Here is a 16,356-nt window from a genome sequence, read left to right as displayed (position 1 = left end):
CAACAAAGTATCTACGAGGTTAGTCTCGCCGCGAGCCCGAACGTTCAATACCGGCGAGCAGGATCTCGAGGCCGGTCTCGAATGTCGCGCGGAAATGCGCCGGCTGGAAATAGGGCGCAGCCGCTGCGAGATGCTTGAATTGCGCGGCGATGGTCTTGTCCGGAACCGGTTCCGCGGATGAAGGACCGCGTGCGTAGCCCGCCGTCTCATCCAGCGCCGCGCCCGTGAGGTAATAGCCGAGTTCACGAAAATAGATCGCCGCCTCGCGATCGGAAAAGCCGGCCTCGCGCAGGATGCCGATGATGCCGTCGATATAGGCGACGCCGGCGGGCGTGTTGAGCCGATGCACCGCGAAGAACGGAAAGAACGCCGGGTGCCTGAGCGCCATGGCTCGGAAGCCGTGAGCGGCCCGGCGCAGGCGCTCGCGCCAGTCCCATTGCGGCTCCATCACCACGCGCGCGTCCGCGAGCATCATGTCGATGAGCGCATCCATCAGATGCGCCTTGCTCGGAAAGTGATGATAGATGCTCATCGCCTCGCAGCCGAGCTCCTCGCCGAGCCGGCGCGTCGAGAACTTGGCCAGCCCCTCGCGGTCGACCAGCGTCATCGCGGCGGCCGCAATCCGCTCGCGCGACAGCCCCCTTCCCCCTTCACCTGCAACCCGACGCTTCCGCGGGGCGGGCGAGGTTTTCCGGCCCGCTTTGGCTTTTCTGCTCATGACATCCGAATCGAAAACACTTGCAACCTTACACCGCAAGGCGGTATCGTGGAACTAACTTACACCGTAAGGTTGGAGCGAAAGCGATGACCGCGATTGATCTGTTTGGCCTGCTGGTGCCGGCGACCTATCTCGCGATGCTCGCCATCGAGCGCCTGATCCCGGCACGACAGTTTCCGGACATTCCCTATTGGCGGCTCAGGGGTTTCTGCTTCCTGACGGTGCAGGGCCTGCTGGCCACCCTGACCCCGTTGCTGATCCCGGAGGCCTGGCTGGACCGGCACAGGCTGATGAACCTCACCGGCCTCGGCGTCGTCGGCGGTGCAGTGCTCGGCTATTTTGTGCTGTCACTCGTCAATTACGGCTGGCACCGTAGCGCGCACACCTTTCCCGTGATGTGGCGGCTGTTCCACCAGATCCATCACAGCCCGCAACGCATGGACATGTCCGGCGCGGCGCTGTTCCATCCGCTGGAGACGATCGCATTCTTTGCGATCGCGTCGGTGGTGACGACGCTGGTCCTCGGGCTCGATCCGATCGCAGCGGCTGCGACCGGCTACATTGCCGCCTTCTACGGCTACTTCCAGCACATGAACGTGCGGACGCCGCAATGGCTCGGCTTCATCATCCAACGGCCGGAAGCGCATTGCGTCCATCATCAGCGCGACGTGCATGCCTTCAATTACGGCGACTTGCCGATCTGGGATCTCTTGTTCGGCACCTTTCGCAATCCGGCGAGTTTCTCGGGCGCGGTCGGCTTCGACGCGCCGGCAACCAACCGGTTTGGTGCGATGCTGGGCTTCGTCGACGTGAACGAACCCGCGGCCGGGCAGAACAACCTCGGCCGCGGCCCCAACGCAAGCAGCTGACGCGAATGGTCTGCGCGCTCAGCCCATCGCCTCGAGCTCGTCGATCATGCCGGCGATGACCGCAAGACCTCCATCCCAGAACTTTGGGTCCTTGGCATCGAGCCCGAACGGCCGCAGCAGCTCGGAATAATGCTTGGTGCCGCCGGCGGCGAGCATGTCGAGATAGCGTTCGGCAAAGCCCTCGGCCGCGTTCTCGTACACGGCATAGAGCGAGTTCACGAGGCAATCGCCGAAGGCATAGGCATAGACGTAGAACGGCGAATGGATGAAGTGCGGGATATACATCCAGTAGTTCTCGTAGCCCGCCTTGATCTCGATCGCCGGACCGAGGCTTTCGCCCTGCACCGAAAGCCAGATCTCGCCGAGCCGCGTCGCGGTGAGCTCGCCGTTCTTGCGCTCGGTGTGGACCGCGCGCTCGAAGGAGTAGAACGCGATCTGCCGCACCACGGTGTTGATCATGTCCTCGACCTTGCCGGCGAGCAGCGCCTGGCGCTGTTTTGCATTCTTGGTCTGGGCCAAGAGCCGCCTGAAAGTGAGCATCTCGCCGAACACGCTTGCGGTCTCCGCCAGCGTCAGCGGCGTCGGCGCCATCAACGCGCCGTTCCTCGCTGCCAGCACCTGATGCACGCCATGGCCGAGCTCGTGGGCGAGCGTCATCACGTCGCGCGGCTTGCCCTGGTAGTTCATGAGCACGTAAGGGTGCGCGGACGGCGTCGTCGGATGCGAGAACGCACCCGGCGCCTTGCCCGGCCGCACCGGCGCGTCGATCCAGCGATCGGTGAAGAAGCGCTCGGCGATATCAGCCATTTTGGGCGAGAAGCCACGATAGGCCGTCAGCACCATGCTGCGCGCGTCCGGCCAGCCGATGGTATCGGTCGCCGCAAAAGGCAGCGGCGCGTTGCGATCCCAATAAGCGAGCCGCTTCTTGCCAAACCACTTCGCCTTCAGCGCGTAATAGCGATGCGACAGCTTTGGATAGGCCGCGCGGACCGAGGCGACCAGCGCATCCACCACCTCGCGCTCGACGCGGTTGTTGAGATGCCGGGAATCCGCGACGTCCTTGAAGCCGCGCCAGCGGTCGGAGATGTCCTTGTCCTTGGCAAGCGTGTTGGTGATCAGCGCAAAGGTACGCTCATTGGCCTTGAAGGTTTTTGCCAGCGCTTCCGCCGCGCTCTTGCGCTTTGAGCCGTCGCGGTCCTGCAACAGATTGAGCGTCGGCTCGATCGCGAGCTCCTTGGATCCGACCTTGAAACGCAATCCGGAGATGGTCTGGTCGAACAGCCGGTTGAAGGCGGAATAGCCGGTCTGCGCCTTTTCCAGGAACAGCTGCTCGAGCTTGTCGTCGAGCTGATACGGCTTCTCCTTGCGCAGGTCCTCGATCCACGGGCGGTAGTGCGCGAGCTCGGGGGTTTGCATCGCGCGGTTCAAAATATCGTCATCGACGCGATTGAGCTCGAGCGCAAAGAACAGAAGATGCGTGGACGCTGCCGTCAACCGCTCGGAGACATCGCCGTAAAACTTTGAAATCGCAGGGTCCACGCTGTCACCGGCATGGACGAGGCCGGCATAGGAGCCGAGGCGGCCGGCGAGATCGTCGATCGCCTCATAGCGTCGCACGGCTTCCGCGAGCCATTTTCCGCCATCTTCGTTTGCTGTCCCTGTCGCGAGCTTGCCCTTGTAGTCGGTCTCGAAGGCGACGCAGTCGGCATCCATCCTTTCGAGATCGCGTGCCACTTCCGGCGCATCGATCCCGGAATAGAGATCGGCGAGGTTCCACTCGGGAAGCTTGCCGGTCTTGCTCGCGGGCTTCGCGAGTGACGTTTTGGAGGACTTTGCCTTGGGTACGGATTTGGCTGCAGATTTCTTGGCGGCGGATTTCTTGACGGCAGATGTTTTGGCGGCAGGCTTGCGGAGAGCGTTCTTGGAGCGCGAAGTCATTGTGTGGGAAACCTGTGTTCAACAATCGCGACGGCGGGCGGGGGCATCAAGGTTTAAGAGTGCGTTAATCGGCTTCGGCCAGAGTGACCCGATTCGAGACAGATAGTAGTAGCGTGCGGGGAGCACCATGGCTGCCAGTATTTTGATCGCCGACGACGACGCCGTAGCCCGCCGGCTGGTCGAGAACATGGTGCAGAAATGCGGCTATGAGACGGTCGTCGTTGACTCCGGCGACGCCGCGATCGCCGCGCTCACGGCCCCGGACGCGCCGGCCATCGACGCCGTGATCCTCGATCTCGTGATGCCCGGCCTCGACGGTATGGGCGTGCTGGCAAAAATCCGCGAAGCGGGCCTCAGCGTGCCCGTCATCGTGCAGACCGCCCATGGCGGCATCGACAATGTGATCTCGGCGATGCGCGCAGGCGCGGCCGATTTCGTGGTCAAGCCGGTCGGTGTGGAGCGGCTCCAGGTCTCGCTTCGCAATGCTCTCAACGCCTCCGCGCTCAAGGGCGAATTGCAGCGCATCCGGCACAGCCGCGAGGGGCGACTGACCTTCTCCGACATCATCACCCGCGCCGAGGCCATGGCGCCGGTCATGCGCGCCGCGCAGAAGGCCGCGAACTCCGCCATTCCCGTGCTGATCGAAGGCGATTCAGGCGTCGGCAAAGAGATGTTCGCGCGCGCCATCCATGGCAGCGGCGAGCGCAAGACAAAGCCCTTCGTCGCGGTCAATTGCGGCGCGATCCCCGACAACCTCGTCGAGTCCATTCTGTTCGGCCATGAAAAGGGTGCCTTCACCGGCGCCACCGAGCGGCACATGGGCAAGTTCGTCGAGGCCCATGGCGGCACGCTGTTTCTGGACGAGGTCAGCGAGCTGCCGCTGACCGCGCAGGTCAAGCTGCTGCGCGCGCTCCAGGAAGGCGCAGTGGAGGCCGTCGGCGGCCGCAAGCCCGTCAAGGTCGACGTCCGCATCGTCTCGGCAACCAACCGCAAGCTGCTGGAGCGCGTGAAGCAGGGGCACTTCCGGGAAGACCTGTTCTATCGCCTGCACGTCCTGCCGCTGACGATCCCCTCGCTCCGGGCCCGGCGCGAAGACATCCCGCATCTGCTCCGGCATTTCCTGGCGCGCTTTGCCGCCGAGGAGAACCGCCAGATCACCGGCATCAGTGGCGAGGCCATGGCTCATCTCGCCCAGCTCGACTGGCCCGGCAACATCCGCCAGCTCGAGAACGCGGTCTACCGCGCGGTGGTGATGAGCGACGGCGACCAGCTCGGCCTCAATGATTTCCCCCTGCTCGCCTCGCAGCCACAACCCGTCAACGAAATTCCGACCGCGCCGCTGATGCTCGAGCCGGCGGCGACCCCGTCGGTGGTATCGGGTAACGAAATACCGATCGCTCCACTCCCCGCCGCGGGAACTCTGGCCATGCTGACCCCGACCGGCGATGTCCGTCCTCTCGACGACATGGAGAACGAGATCATCCGCTTCGCGATCTCGCACTATCGCGGCCAAATGTCCGAGGTGGCCCGCCGCCTCAAAATCGGCCGGTCCACCCTCTACCGCAAACTCGACGAAGCCGGGGTTCCCGGGCATGGCGGGAAAAGCGGCGAGGAGACGCACTGAGCCTCATGCGAACGGAGGTTCGCGAGACGAGGCCAGACCGGCTGTAAGCCGTTCGCATGACGACAGAATTCGACCGCGCCTTGAACCGTGACTTGGAAGTGACAGACACAGGGAAAAGCGCGCGGGGCAAGCGCACAATCCGTTGCCAAGAGGCCTCCTTGAAGTCAGTTTGGCGTGAGTTGTCCCGGTTAGCGCTGGCTGCAAAATCGGGGCCTGTATATCGTCTGCGTCAGAATCGTTGCGTGCAGGCGTGCAACTTTCGAGAGGCCGGCGCGATTTAGCCGAAGCTCATTAGGCGATAACGAAGCTGTTCCATGAGGGACAGTTCACCCGAGGGGTGCGACACAATGCGGAACTGTTTGAACCACCGTGCAGGCTTCGACCGTGTCTTGATGACGGTCGCGGCAACCTTCCTCACGGTGTCGGCCAGCTCAGCCCTGGCGCAGGATCAGGCGCGCAGCAGCGCCGCCGAGCTCGCGATCGAAGCCGCGATCCCGCGTCCCGAGCCGGCCAACGTCCCGCCCCCGACCGCAGCCGATATCAAGCTCGAGACTACCGCAACGGTGCAGGACTCCGCCAAGGTGTCGACGCAGGAGCCCGTCAAGGCTGACGCCGCACCGGCCCCGAACAAGGTCGAGACCAAGCCTTCCGACGTCGCCACCACGCCTGCCACCGAGACGCCGAAGAGCGAAACGGCCAAGACCGAGCCTGCCAAGACCGAGCCTGCCAAGACCGAACCTGCCAAGACCGAGCCCGCCAAGGCCGATACGGCGACGGCGACGCCCGCCGCGCCTGCGGTCCCCGCTGCGGCTCCGGCCGCCGAGCCGGTGAAGGCCGCGAGCAACGTTCCCGCCGCGGACCAGCCGGTCGCCGACAAGCTCAAGGACATGATCGGCGCCAAGACGTCGCGCTATTTCGACCGCAAGAACGAGCGCGCGGCGATCGAGAAATTTTACGGCGCACGCGACTTCGCGCCGGTCTGGACCCAGGGCGGCAGCCTGACCGCCGCGGCCAAGGGCGTCATCGCCCGGCTGAAGGACGCGGCTTCCGACGGCCTCAACCCCGCCGACTATGCGGTGCCGGATTTCGCCAGCGCCACCACACCCGATGCGCTCGCCGATGCCGAGCTGAAGCTCACCGCCAGCATGTTCGACTATGCGCGCCAGGCCCAGAGCGGCCGCATGCATTGGTCGCAGGTCTCTGGAGACATCCTCTATCCCGAGCATCCGGTCGACCCGAACGAAGTGCTCGCCAAGATCACCACCGCGACCGACGCCTCCGCTGCGCTCGACAGCTACAATCCGCCGCACAAGCTCTACAAGGAGCTGAAGGCCAAGCTCGCGGAGCTGCGCGGTCAGGGCAACGGCCCGGTGATCGAGATCGCCGACGGCCCGTCGCTCAAATACACCCCGGCGACCAAGAAGCAGGCTGAGATCGTCGTGGAAGATCCGCGCGTGCCGCAGCTCCGCGCCAAGCTCGGCCTTGCCGAGAACGCCAGCGACACCCGCTATGACGCAGCGGTCGCCGACGCCGTGCGAAAATTCCAGAGCGGCGCCGAGATGAAGGCGACCGGCATCCTCGACGACAAGACGGTCAAGGCGCTCAACACCCCGAAGCGCGACAAGCAGATCGACGTGGTGCTGGTCAACATGGAGCGCTGGCGCTGGCTGCCGCGCGACCTCGGTGCGCCCGCGCTGGGCGATGCCTATGTCATCCTCAATATTCCCGACTACACGCTGAAGGTGATGCAGCGCGGCCAGCAGGTCTGGACCACCCGCGTCGTCACCGGCAAGCCGGGCACGCATGCGACCCCGCTGCTGACCGAGACGATGAAGTACATCACGGTCAACCCGACCTGGAACGTGCCGCCGTCGATCGTCTACAACGAATACCTGCCGGCGCTGCAGCAGGATCCGACCGTGCTCCAGCGCATGGGCCTCAAGCTCGAACAGAACCGTGACGGCTCGGTGCACATCTCGCAGCCGCCCGGCGAGGCCAACGCGCTCGGCCGCATCCGCTTCAACTTCCCGAACAAGTTCCTGGTCTATCAGCACGACACGCCGGACAAGAACCTGTTCGCCAGGGAAGATCGCGCCTTCAGCCATGGCTGCATGCGCGTGCAAAATCCGGATCAATATGCGTCCGTGCTGCTCAACATCGCCATGCCGAACGATAAGTACACGCCTGAGCGCGTGCGCAGCATGTACGGCAAGAGCGAGATCGACCTGAAATTCCCGACTCCGATCCCGGTCAACATCACCTATCAGACCGCCTTCGTGGACGACGCCGGCAAGCTGCAATTCCGCAAGGACGTCTATGGCCGCGACGCGACCATGATCAACATCCTGAAGAACAACCGCGGCAAGGATCTCGAGGCCGTCGTTGCGCACTCGCAGCCGAGCTATTCGCGCCCGGCAACGACCCTGCCCTCGGGCGTTGCGGTAGCCAACAATGGCGGCGGCTTCGGCTCGTCCGGTCCGAACTTCTTCGAACGGCTGTTCGGGGCGCCCACCCCGCCGCCGGCCCCGGTCGGCCGCCGGCCGCAACAGCAGCGGGTGTTCACCCGTTAAGCCTCAGGCGGCTCGCTTTTGCGAATTCTGAAACAAAATCAACGGCCCCGTCCCCTGGATGGGGCCGTTTAACGTTAACCATTGTCTACCTGGGCCCGGGCAGCGGGCGTTTTTTTGCCACAGTCAACCGGTTAGGATTGTATTCTGACTTGGTTTGGGGGCGGGAAGGTCAACCTCGAATTAACCTTCTCGCTTTAAGAAAGCGTTCATCCTCTTTCGCGCGCTAACGGGGTTGGCGGGAGAGTCCATTTTGAACGCTGGTCGACTGGGTGGGCTCATACGTGCTGACTGGTCTCGCACGCCAATTCGCTGTGCTGTCGTTGTCCCATGCGGGAGTGAAGGTCGGATCCAGGATCGGCCTCGCTGCCGCATTGCTGCTGGCTGCCGCCGGCTCGGTTCATAACGCCGCCGCGCTGAACGAGACCAAGACGCTTTCCTTCCACCACACCCATTCCGGCGAAGACATCACCGTCACCTTCAAGCGCGATGGCCGCTACGACGAGGGAGCGCTGAAGCAGCTCAACCACTTCCTGCGCGACTGGCGCACCCAGGACGAGACGGTCATGGACCGTCGCCTCTTCGACATCCTCTGGGAAGTCTACCGCGACGTCGACGGCAAGCAGCCGATCCAGATCATCTCCTCCTACCGCTCCCCCGCCACCAACGCCATGCTTCGCCGCCGCTCCTCCGGGGTGGCGCGCTTCAGCCAGCACATGCTGGGACATGCGATGGACTTCTACATTCCGGGCGTGGCGCTGGAGCAGATCCGCTTCGCCGGCCTGCGCCTGCAGCGCGGCGGCGTCGGCTTCTATCCGACCTCGGGCTCGCCCTTCGTGCACCTGGACACCGGCAGCATCCGGCATTGGCCGCGCATGACGCATGACCAGCTCGCCCGCGTCTTCCCGGACGGCAAGACGGTGCATCTGCCGACCGACGGCGTGCCGCTGAAGGGCTATGAGGTCGCCAAGGCCGAGATCGAGCGACGCGGCAGCGGCGACGATGCAGGCAGCAAGCCGAATTTCTTTGCCGCGCTGTTCAAGGGCAAGTCGGCCGCGCCGGCCGCCAGCAGCGACGAGGATGACGAGGGCGCGCCTGCGCCTGCCGCGAAGCCGGCGGCGCCGACCGTCGCCGCAGCCGCAGCCAAGCCCGCCGAACCGGTACCGACGCCCCGTGCCAAGCCGCAGATCGCCAATACGATCCAGCTCGCCTCGGCCGATGCTCAGCTCGTCACGCCGCCCAAGCCGAAGCCCGCGCCGGTGGCTGACAAGCCCGCGGCCGGCAGCAAGCCGGAGACCCCGGCCGACATCATCAATGCCCGCGGCTTCTGGGATGACGTCCCCGCCACACCGCAGCAGGCGACGCCGGCGCAAATCGCGGCGCTGAAGGCCCGCCAGGCCCTTGCCGCCGCCACCGATCCGCAACCAACCGCCAGCGTGTCCAACGCGGCGCTCCAGGCGCTGGCTTTCGCGCCGGCCGCCTCCCCGGTCGACCGGGCCAATGTCGTCGCCGCCTCGGCGCCGATCCCGCGGTCCGCCCGCCCCCGCAACGTCGCCCAGGCGACCGAGATCAACACGGTGGTCGGCAAGAGCATCGACGGGATGGTCGCGACCGCGACCCGCCTCTCCGCCGCGAAGGGCGAGAGCGTCTGGCTCAAGATCGTGATGCTGTCGCCGAGCGCCAGCCGTGCGATGTCGGTGACGCTGATGGGCGAGCTCGATACCGCGGCGCTGCGTGGCTATTTCGTCAAGCCGCACAGCGTGATCGCGATGGGCTTTGCCGATGACCCGATGCAAGGCCTGTCCTGCGACAGTTTCTCAGGCAGTGCGACCGCAAAGCTCCAGACAACGTCGTTCGTCGTCCGCACCGCCGCGCTGCGCTGATAGACGCGGCTATCTCCCAGTATTCAGTCTCGTAGCCCGTACCGCGGCTTCTTCCCCCGCCGGTCGAGATGGTACGTCAGCGCCAGCGACAGGCAGATCGATAGCTCCAGCTTCGGCAGCTTGCCCGTCACCGGCAACAGCAATGCCCGGGTCTGCCGGTATTCAAACTGATCGGGAAAGCGCTCGCGAAAATCGTCGACCAACGTCGTCTTGCAGTTGAAGAGAATGGCGGCGTGGTCGGAATCCTTCAGACGTCCAAGCCGGATCGTCGAACCGCTGCCTGTCTCGGCGGTCAGATAGGCCGGCTCGCCCCATTTCAGGGTCTCGGTGAGCCGGCCGACCTCCTCGTGTGCCGCAGCCGTCGCGAAGACCAGCGAACGCACCTGGAGCAGCCGCTTGCCGATCGGCGCGGGAAGCGCACCGAGGGCACGGCTCACCTCGCGCGGCAGCGGCGGCGCGGTCACGGCGGTCTCCGTTCACAGACGAAGTGCAACATCGCCGGTTGTAGCGATGGAGCGGAAGCGTAATCCGGGGAAGCTTCCCTGCAGCAAGAACCCGGACTTCGCTGCGCTTGATCCGGGTTACGGCGGCAATGCCTGAGGCGCGGCGCCTCAGATCATCCCCAGCGCCTGCATGTAGGTCTCAAGAATCGTCTCGGCCTCGGCGCGCTCGTTGGGGTCCTGCTTGCGCAGGCGCACGATGGTGCGCAGCGCCTTGACGTCGTAGCCGTTGCCCTTGCTCTCGGCGTAGACGTCGCGAATGTCGTCGGAGATCGCCTTCTTCTCTTCCTCCAGCCGCTCGATGCGCTCGATGATGGATTTGAGCTGGTCCTTGGCAAATTTCGTCGCGGGCTCGTCGTCGCGGACGGCGGCGGTGGTGGCCATCTTGGTACTCCAAATGGAACTGGCAAAACGAGGTGACGCCGGCATCCTCACCGCGCGTGCTGGCTAGAACCCTTAGGGTTGGCGCCCCCCACGTTCAAGCAAGCATCACGCTCGTCCACAGCGCGCCCACACCTTCCTGAGGCGGGGCGAAGAAAGCTGTTGTGTGATGCGACTCAGGGCCGCGCGAACTCAATGCCCGTGGTCGTGGGGATGAACCTTCTTCATCGTCTCGATCTGCTCGGGCGTCGCCGTGCCCTGGTACTTCGCTTTCCAGGTCTCATAGGGCATGCCGTAGACCGCCTCCCGGCTCTCGTCCTTGCTCAGGGCCGCGCCTTGCGCGTCGGCGGCTTCCTTGAGCCAGTTGGACAGGCAGTTGCGGCAGAAGCCCGCCAGGTTCATCAGATCGATGTTCTGGACGTCGGTCCGGGTCTTCAGATGTTCGACCAGACGCCGAAAAGCGGCCGCCTCGAGCTCGGTTCTGGTCTTGTCGTCGATTGCCATGGCTGTATCCCTTGGTATCCCCTTGGAGTCTCCTTGGGCCTGACCCGTCGGGGTCACCCTTACGGGATCAGGTGGGCTCTGTCACAGATTTTGCCATATCCCGGCGCAAACCGGCCCAAGCCGGCGTTGCCCCCTCCGGGGTGGTTCCCGGGCCTACGCCAAATCGTCAATGATCTGGTATAGCTACCGCGACAATGATTGCCGAATCTCCCCGCCCCCCGCTTCGCCTGCTCGCCCGGTTGGTCCCGGTGCTGGTGATCGCCTGGCTGTGCCTCTTCAGCAGCCCGGCTTCTGCCGATTTCCGGCTCTGCAACAACACTTCGAGCCGGGTCGGCATTGCGCTCGGCTACAAGGACGCCGAGGGCTGGACCACCGAAGGCTGGTGGAACATCTCCTCGCGGTCCTGCGAGACCCTGCTGCGGGGAACGCTGGTCGCCCGATACTATTACATCTACGCGATCGACTACGATCGCGGCGGGGAATGGTCGGGGCAGGCCTTCATGTGCTCGCGCGACAAGGAGTTCACCATCCGCGGCACCGAGGACTGCCTCGCACGCGGCTACGACCGGACCGGCTATTTCGAGGTCGACACCGGCGAGCAGCGGGCATGGACGGTGCAGCTGACCGACGCCAATGAGCAGCCGGCGCAACAGCGCGTGCCTGGCCTGCCCGGTCCGGTTGGTCCGGGCGGAGTTCCGGGTTTGCCCAATGGCCCGCCCGGTGGTACGCCCCCCGCCGCGCCTGGCCTCCCGCCAGCCGCCGCCCCGCCCCCGTCTGGAAGTAAGCCATGAGGCGTCTTCGCCGTATCAAGATTCTCGCGACCCTGGGACCCGCCTCTTCAGACCTCGCGATGATCCGCCGCCTGTTCGAGGCCGGCGCCGACCTGTTTCGCATCAACATGAGCCACACCTCGCATGACAAGATGCGGGAGCTGGTGGCGACGATCCGCAATGTCGAGTCGAGCTACGGCCGGCCGATCGGCATCCTGGTCGACCTCCAGGGCCCGAAGCTCCGGCTCGGCGCCTTCGCCGAGGGCTCGGTCCAGCTCCAGAACGGCCAGACCTTCACGCTTGATTCCGACAAGGCGCCCGGCGATGCCACGCGCGTCCATCTTCCGCATCCGGAGATCCTGGCCGCGCTGCGGCCCGGCCACGCGCTGCTGCTCGACGACGGCAAGGTGCGCCTGATCGCCGAGGAGACCTCGAAGGAGCATGCGGTGACGCGTGTCGTGGTCGGCGGCAAGATGAGCGACCGCAAGGGCGTCAGCCTGCCCGACACCGATTTGCCGGTCTCCGCCATGACGCCGAAGGATCGGGCCGACCTCGAGGCCGCGCTGGTCACCGGCGTCGACTGGATCGCGCTGTCCTTCGTGCAGCGCGCCGACGACGTGCTCGAAGCCAAGAAGATGATCCGCGGCCGCGCCGCCGTGATGGCCAAGATCGAGAAGCCGCAGGCGATCGATCGCCTTGCTGACATCATCGAGGCCTCCGACGCGCTGATGGTGGCGCGCGGCGACCTCGGCGTCGAGCTGCCGCTGGAGCGCGTGCCGAGCCTGCAGAAGCAAATGACGCGGATGGCCCGCCGCGCCGGCAAGCCAGTGGTGATCGCGACGCAGATGCTGGAATCGATGATCCAGTCGCCGGTGCCCACCCGCGCCGAAGTCTCCGACGTCGCCACCGCCGTCTATGAGGGCGCCGACGCCATCATGCTGTCGGCGGAATCGGCGGCCGGAAAATTTCCGGTCGAGGCGGTCTCGACCATGAACCGCATCGGCGAGGAGGTCGAGCGCGACCCGATTTATCGTTCCGTGCTCACCGCGCAGCGTCCGGCGCCGGAAGCCACCGCGGGCGATGCCATCGCGGACGCCGCGCGGCAGATCGCCGAGACCTTGGACCTGCCCGCCTTGATCTGCTGGACCTCATCGGGCTCGACCGCCGTGCGCGTGGCGCGCGAGCGGCCGAAGCCGCCGATCGTGGCGATCACGCCCAACATCACCGCAGGACGGCGGCTTGCCGTCGTCTGGGGCGTGCATTGCGTGGTGGCTGAAGATGCTCGCGACCAGGACGACATGGTGAGCCGGGCGGGCCAGATCGCGTTCCGCGACGGCTTCGTCCGCGCCGGCCAGCGCGTGCTCATCGTCGCCGGCGTTCCGCTCGGCATTCCCGGCACCACCAACATGGTGCGCATCGCGTCCGTCGGCCCCGAGGGCGACGCGGACATGTAGGCCCGCTGGCGCGGCCAAAACCAAAATCTCGAAAACAACCCCATGCACAGTAGCCGGCATCTTCGGCGATCGTGCGCGGGTTTTGTGAAAAGGTGTGCTCAGGGAATGACCTGAGCGGGGCCAGGCCGCCACCGCCGTCGCGCGGCGATTTTACGCCCCCACTAGCGCCTTCGTCGTCGGCAGCAGTGTCTGCTGCACCACCAGACCACGGGCGCGGGCGTCCATGACGCCGACGGCGCGCAGCGCCAGCAGCGTCACGGTCTGCACCGCATCGCGCATCTTGACGGGATCATCGAGATTGTCGGGCGCGAGCGGGCCGACCAGGGCCTCGTGCAGCGCGCCGAGCAGAGCGGTGGCGGCGAGCGCGGTGTCCTGCGCCGGCAGGTGGCCGGCACGCACCGCAGCGTCGATCCTGGCCGCAATCTCGCCGGCAATCTCCCGCCGGCTGGCGAGCCTGGAGGCGCTGACATCGACATCGACAGGCTCGGCCAGGATGCCCCAGGCCAGCCGGCGCTGCGACAGCGTATGGACAGCTACCGTCGTCACGGCCGCGGCCAGTGCCGAGGACGGCCCCGGCGCGGCATCGGCAGCCCGGCGGATCGCCGCGAGCTCGTCGCGGGAGACCTCTGCAATAAGTTCGGAGATCAGCTCGGCCTTGGAGGGGAAGTAACGGTAGACCGTTCCAGCCGCGACATTGGCCCGGACCGCGACCGGGGCGATCTGCACTGCCGCCATCCCGCCTTCCGCCGCAGCCTCCCGCGCCGCCGCGAGAATCGCGCTGCGCCGCGCCGCAAGGCGCTTAACCACTTGATGCGTCCGCCGATAAACCATGGCGCGCTTCCTGTCCCACACGCCTGCCGCACGCCCTGCGGCCGAACGCTTCGTCACGTCAAAAGATGCAAATCGCCCCGCAAGGACTGAACAACTATTCAGGGTAGATGACAAGATGGGAAATGCGTGGCGCGCCACGGCGGCCGGACTGGAGCGTCGCCCCTGGTCGTGAAGGCCTCGCCACGAGCTGCCCAAGGGGACTGGCGAGGTTGCTGGGCTCCAGGAGACGAGCTGCTATTGCGCGATGTCCGCCTGGAAAGACCGCCGCTCGATCTCAGCCCCTTTTCGGCGGAGGACAAAGGTTGCCGTATAGGTGCCGGGCGGCCAGACGGAGCCTCCGCGCTTCCTTCCGGCCGAGATGAAATATTGGGCCTGGTCCCGCGGCAGCTTCGGTGCGCGGTACTCCGCGATGACTTGCCCCTGAGGTGACCTCAACTCGATGGCCTGCTCGTCTTCCGCCTGAAGTCCGATTGCGCGAACATACGCAACCAGAGCGGCAGAATGAGAGCCGGGCGGAGATTGCTTCACCTCTCCGGTCTCGATCTCGTCCATGGTCATCGCTCGATCAGCGAAGCCGACGTTGATGATCTCGGTCGGCCGATAGTTCGAAACGGACTCCAGCGCGGGCTGCCACAGCGAACGACCGCCGCTGCACTCGCCTTTCGCCCCTTCGGCAAAGGGATCCACGACGACCCCGTCATGCCTCACCGTGAAATGCAGGTGTGGAAACTCGGCGTTTCCGGACAGACCCACCAGCCCAAGTGCCTGCCCGGAGCTTACCCTGTCACCAGGTTTAACTCTGACACTTCCTTTGGCCATGTGGCAGTACTGCGTGCTCCAGCCATTTCCATGTTCGACGACCGCGCCGTTGCCGCATTCCTTGCCGGCTATTGCGGCTTTGCCGACGACCTTGACCGATACGTCATCCATGCCGTCGCGCGTGTGGGCAACGCGCCCGGGGGCGGCGGCAACGACTTCGACGCCACTTCTCTGAACGTCCAGATCGGGCAGCCGGATGTCGGTGCCATCGTGACCGTCATAGGTTCGGTGACCGCATCGAAAGTCCGAGATCTTGTCGGAGGCATCATGGTCGACGTAGTTCTGGATGAAACAGGTCGTTCCCAGGCTGCAAGCCACCGGCCAAGCGAAAAGCTGCAGCTCGGAGCCGCGAGCCACCGACGCGCAAGTGATGACCGAGCAGACCACCAATACAGACACAAGCGCTCTCATCCGATCCGTCCGCTCTGACGAAGGGGCGCGCGACAAAGTGTGGTCTGGAAGCGAGACTTTCATTCCTGATGTCCCAAGAACCTTGGCCAACATCGGTACACTGTGAAGCCAACAGTACCGGGAAGGATCACCCACGAAGGCGACGATCCATCCCTATCAGCCGGATTTGTGCCGCTCAAGCCAAGCCCGCATCTCTCGTGCGATGAAAACGAATCCCAAGCAGCCTATCAGAATGAACAGCAGATGAAGCCCAAACAAGCCGACGAAGTTGAATGGATGGTCGGCAAACGTGATCAGCTGATGGTGACTGCGCTCGCCTCTGCTACGAAAATTCGCCCAGAGCGTTCCGGCAGAGTGCCACTGGCTCAGCCTGTAGACGCTATGCACCCCCGCTATAATCGCTATTACGGCACCGACGAACGGCATGGGGACGTGCAATCTGACCTTCACGGGTCTCACTTGGTGTTTGGCTCCTGGGCCTCGAGGAGCAGGTCATCGCAGAGCATCGTCGGAACGAGGCCTCTTCGTCCGCGCCCCACGTTCGTATCGGCGCAGCTGAAGATCGATATCATTGCGCGAAGTTTGCGCGCCCGCCAAGCCGTCAAATTCGTCGTGCTCAGAATCGTTCGGGACTCGGCATATGTCGTCTTCCCCAATTTTGCCGAGAGGTTCGCGAAGGAACCGACTTCGAAAGTGGTGGCAAATTGCCGCAAGCAAAACGAGCGCGATCTCATTCGCTGTCTCACTGCGGTCATTGGCAGACGAGTCGACCGCGATTGAACAGCGATCGAATGAGCGTCTTCAAATGCTTGGACTTGCAGGTTCCAATTTGATTTGAATCTTCGCTGCTTCGCGTGTCAGCGCGCCACGTCCCCGGAAAAGCAAGAGGTTGTGTGGCGCTCCTTTACATCTCGAAGTTCTCATGTAGTGTCCGCAACCGGACGTTGATGTCGGCCCGCGCGCAGTGTGCAGGCGGCATCGATGTTCGGGGACCGTGGTCGTGACTGGCGTTTGGAATACGTTCAGAGACTGTTTGCGCGGCGCAGGTTCATTGCGTGCTCACCAAGGCCACCCGGCCAATTTATCG

The 16,356-nt window shown here is 64.8% G+C and carries 14 protein-coding genes; 7 read left to right on the top strand and 7 right to left on the bottom strand.

The features are described from left to right. Window positions 1-19: 19 nt before the first annotated feature. Entirely contained in the window at window positions 20-718 is a 699-nt protein-coding gene (locus UNPF46_RS18030; protein WP_142250889.1) for a TetR/AcrR family transcriptional regulator, read from the bottom strand. Between the two features lie 86 nt (window positions 719-804). Here UNPF46_RS18030 and UNPF46_RS18025 point away from each other — a divergent pair, with 86 nt between their 5' ends. Next, the gene (locus tag UNPF46_RS18025) at window positions 805-1,587 is read left to right on the top strand and encodes a sterol desaturase family protein (protein ID WP_142250888.1); all 783 of its coding nucleotides are present in this window, start codon (window positions 805-807) and stop codon (window positions 1,585-1,587) included. Window positions 1,588-1,605: 18 nt separating this feature from the next. Here UNPF46_RS18025 and UNPF46_RS18020 read toward each other — a convergent pair whose 3' ends face one another. After that, complete coding sequence (locus UNPF46_RS18020) at window positions 1,606-3,525, bottom strand: M3 family oligoendopeptidase (protein WP_142250887.1); 1,920 nt, start codon at window positions 3,523-3,525, stop codon at window positions 1,606-1,608. Between the two features lie 127 nt (window positions 3,526-3,652). On the opposite strand from UNPF46_RS18020, the gene UNPF46_RS18015 reads away from it, so the two are divergent. From UNPF46_RS18015 to UNPF46_RS18005, 3 genes are all read left to right on the top strand, one after another. Next, on the top strand, window positions 3,653-5,149 hold the full coding sequence (locus tag UNPF46_RS18015; RefSeq protein WP_100179431.1) for a sigma-54-dependent transcriptional regulator: 1,497 nt from the start codon (window positions 3,653-3,655) through the stop codon (window positions 5,147-5,149). Between the two features lie 347 nt (window positions 5,150-5,496). After that, window positions 5,497-7,719, top strand: a complete 2,223-nt coding sequence (locus UNPF46_RS18010) for a L,D-transpeptidase scaffold domain-containing protein (protein WP_142250886.1) — start codon at window positions 5,497-5,499, stop codon at window positions 7,717-7,719. A 281-nt stretch (window positions 7,720-8,000) separates the two neighbouring features. Beyond that, window positions 8,001-9,599, top strand: a complete 1,599-nt coding sequence (locus UNPF46_RS18005; RefSeq protein ID WP_246668687.1) for a peptidoglycan L,D-endopeptidase MepK — start codon at window positions 8,001-8,003, stop codon at window positions 9,597-9,599. Between the two features lie 23 nt (window positions 9,600-9,622). Here UNPF46_RS18005 and UNPF46_RS18000 read toward each other — a convergent pair whose 3' ends face one another. The 3 genes from UNPF46_RS18000 to UNPF46_RS17990 all read right to left on the bottom strand — a co-directional run bounded on the left by UNPF46_RS18000 (window position 9,623) and on the right by UNPF46_RS17990 (window position 10,984). Then, window positions 9,623-10,063 (bottom strand): DUF1801 domain-containing protein, encoded by a 441-nt coding sequence (locus UNPF46_RS18000; RefSeq protein WP_142250884.1) that lies wholly within the window; start codon window positions 10,061-10,063, stop codon window positions 9,623-9,625. Window positions 10,064-10,210: 147 nt separating this feature from the next. Continuing rightward, a complete protein-coding gene (locus tag UNPF46_RS17995) occupies window positions 10,211-10,483 on the bottom strand; it encodes a DUF2312 domain-containing protein (RefSeq protein WP_142250883.1) in 273 nt (90 codons plus the stop codon). Window positions 10,484-10,672: 189 nt separating this feature from the next. After that, on the bottom strand, window positions 10,673-10,984 hold the full coding sequence (locus UNPF46_RS17990; protein WP_142250882.1) for a DUF1244 domain-containing protein: 312 nt from the start codon (window positions 10,982-10,984) through the stop codon (window positions 10,673-10,675). Window positions 10,985-11,178: 194 nt separating this feature from the next. Here UNPF46_RS17990 and UNPF46_RS17985 point away from each other — a divergent pair, with 194 nt between their 5' ends. Together UNPF46_RS17985 and pyk are read left to right on the top strand one after the other, a co-directional pair. After that, entirely contained in the window at window positions 11,179-11,775 is a 597-nt protein-coding gene (locus tag UNPF46_RS17985) for a DUF1036 domain-containing protein (protein ID WP_100179425.1), read from the top strand. Then, on the top strand, window positions 11,772-13,208 hold the full coding sequence (gene pyk / locus UNPF46_RS17980) for a pyruvate kinase (RefSeq protein ID WP_100179424.1): 1,437 nt from the start codon (window positions 11,772-11,774) through the stop codon (window positions 13,206-13,208). The genes UNPF46_RS17985 and pyk overlap by 4 nt, the downstream gene beginning before the upstream one ends. A 150-nt stretch (window positions 13,209-13,358) precedes the next feature. On the opposite strand, the gene UNPF46_RS17975 is transcribed toward pyk, so the two are convergent. Beyond that, entirely contained in the window at window positions 13,359-14,039 is a 681-nt protein-coding gene (locus UNPF46_RS17975; protein ID WP_100179423.1) for a TetR/AcrR family transcriptional regulator, read from the bottom strand. A gap of 234 nt (window positions 14,040-14,273) precedes the next feature. Further along, complete coding sequence (locus UNPF46_RS17970; protein WP_246668686.1) at window positions 14,274-15,257, bottom strand: M23 family metallopeptidase; 984 nt, start codon at window positions 15,255-15,257, stop codon at window positions 14,274-14,276. A gap of 114 nt (window positions 15,258-15,371) precedes the next feature. On the opposite strand from UNPF46_RS17970, the gene UNPF46_RS17965 reads away from it, so the two are divergent. Next, window positions 15,372-16,049, top strand: coding sequence for a hypothetical protein (locus UNPF46_RS17965; RefSeq protein ID WP_142250880.1), 678 nt, complete (start codon window positions 15,372-15,374; stop codon window positions 16,047-16,049). Window positions 16,050-16,356 lie beyond the last annotated feature (307 nt).

The organism is Bradyrhizobium sp. UNPF46 (genome assembly GCF_006658625.1).
In the GTDB taxonomy this organism is placed as follows: domain Bacteria; phylum Pseudomonadota; class Alphaproteobacteria; order Rhizobiales; family Xanthobacteraceae; genus Bradyrhizobium; species Bradyrhizobium nitroreducens.
The sequence above is the reverse complement of the archived record's forward strand: the minus strand, read 5'-3'. Positions and strand labels throughout refer to the sequence as shown.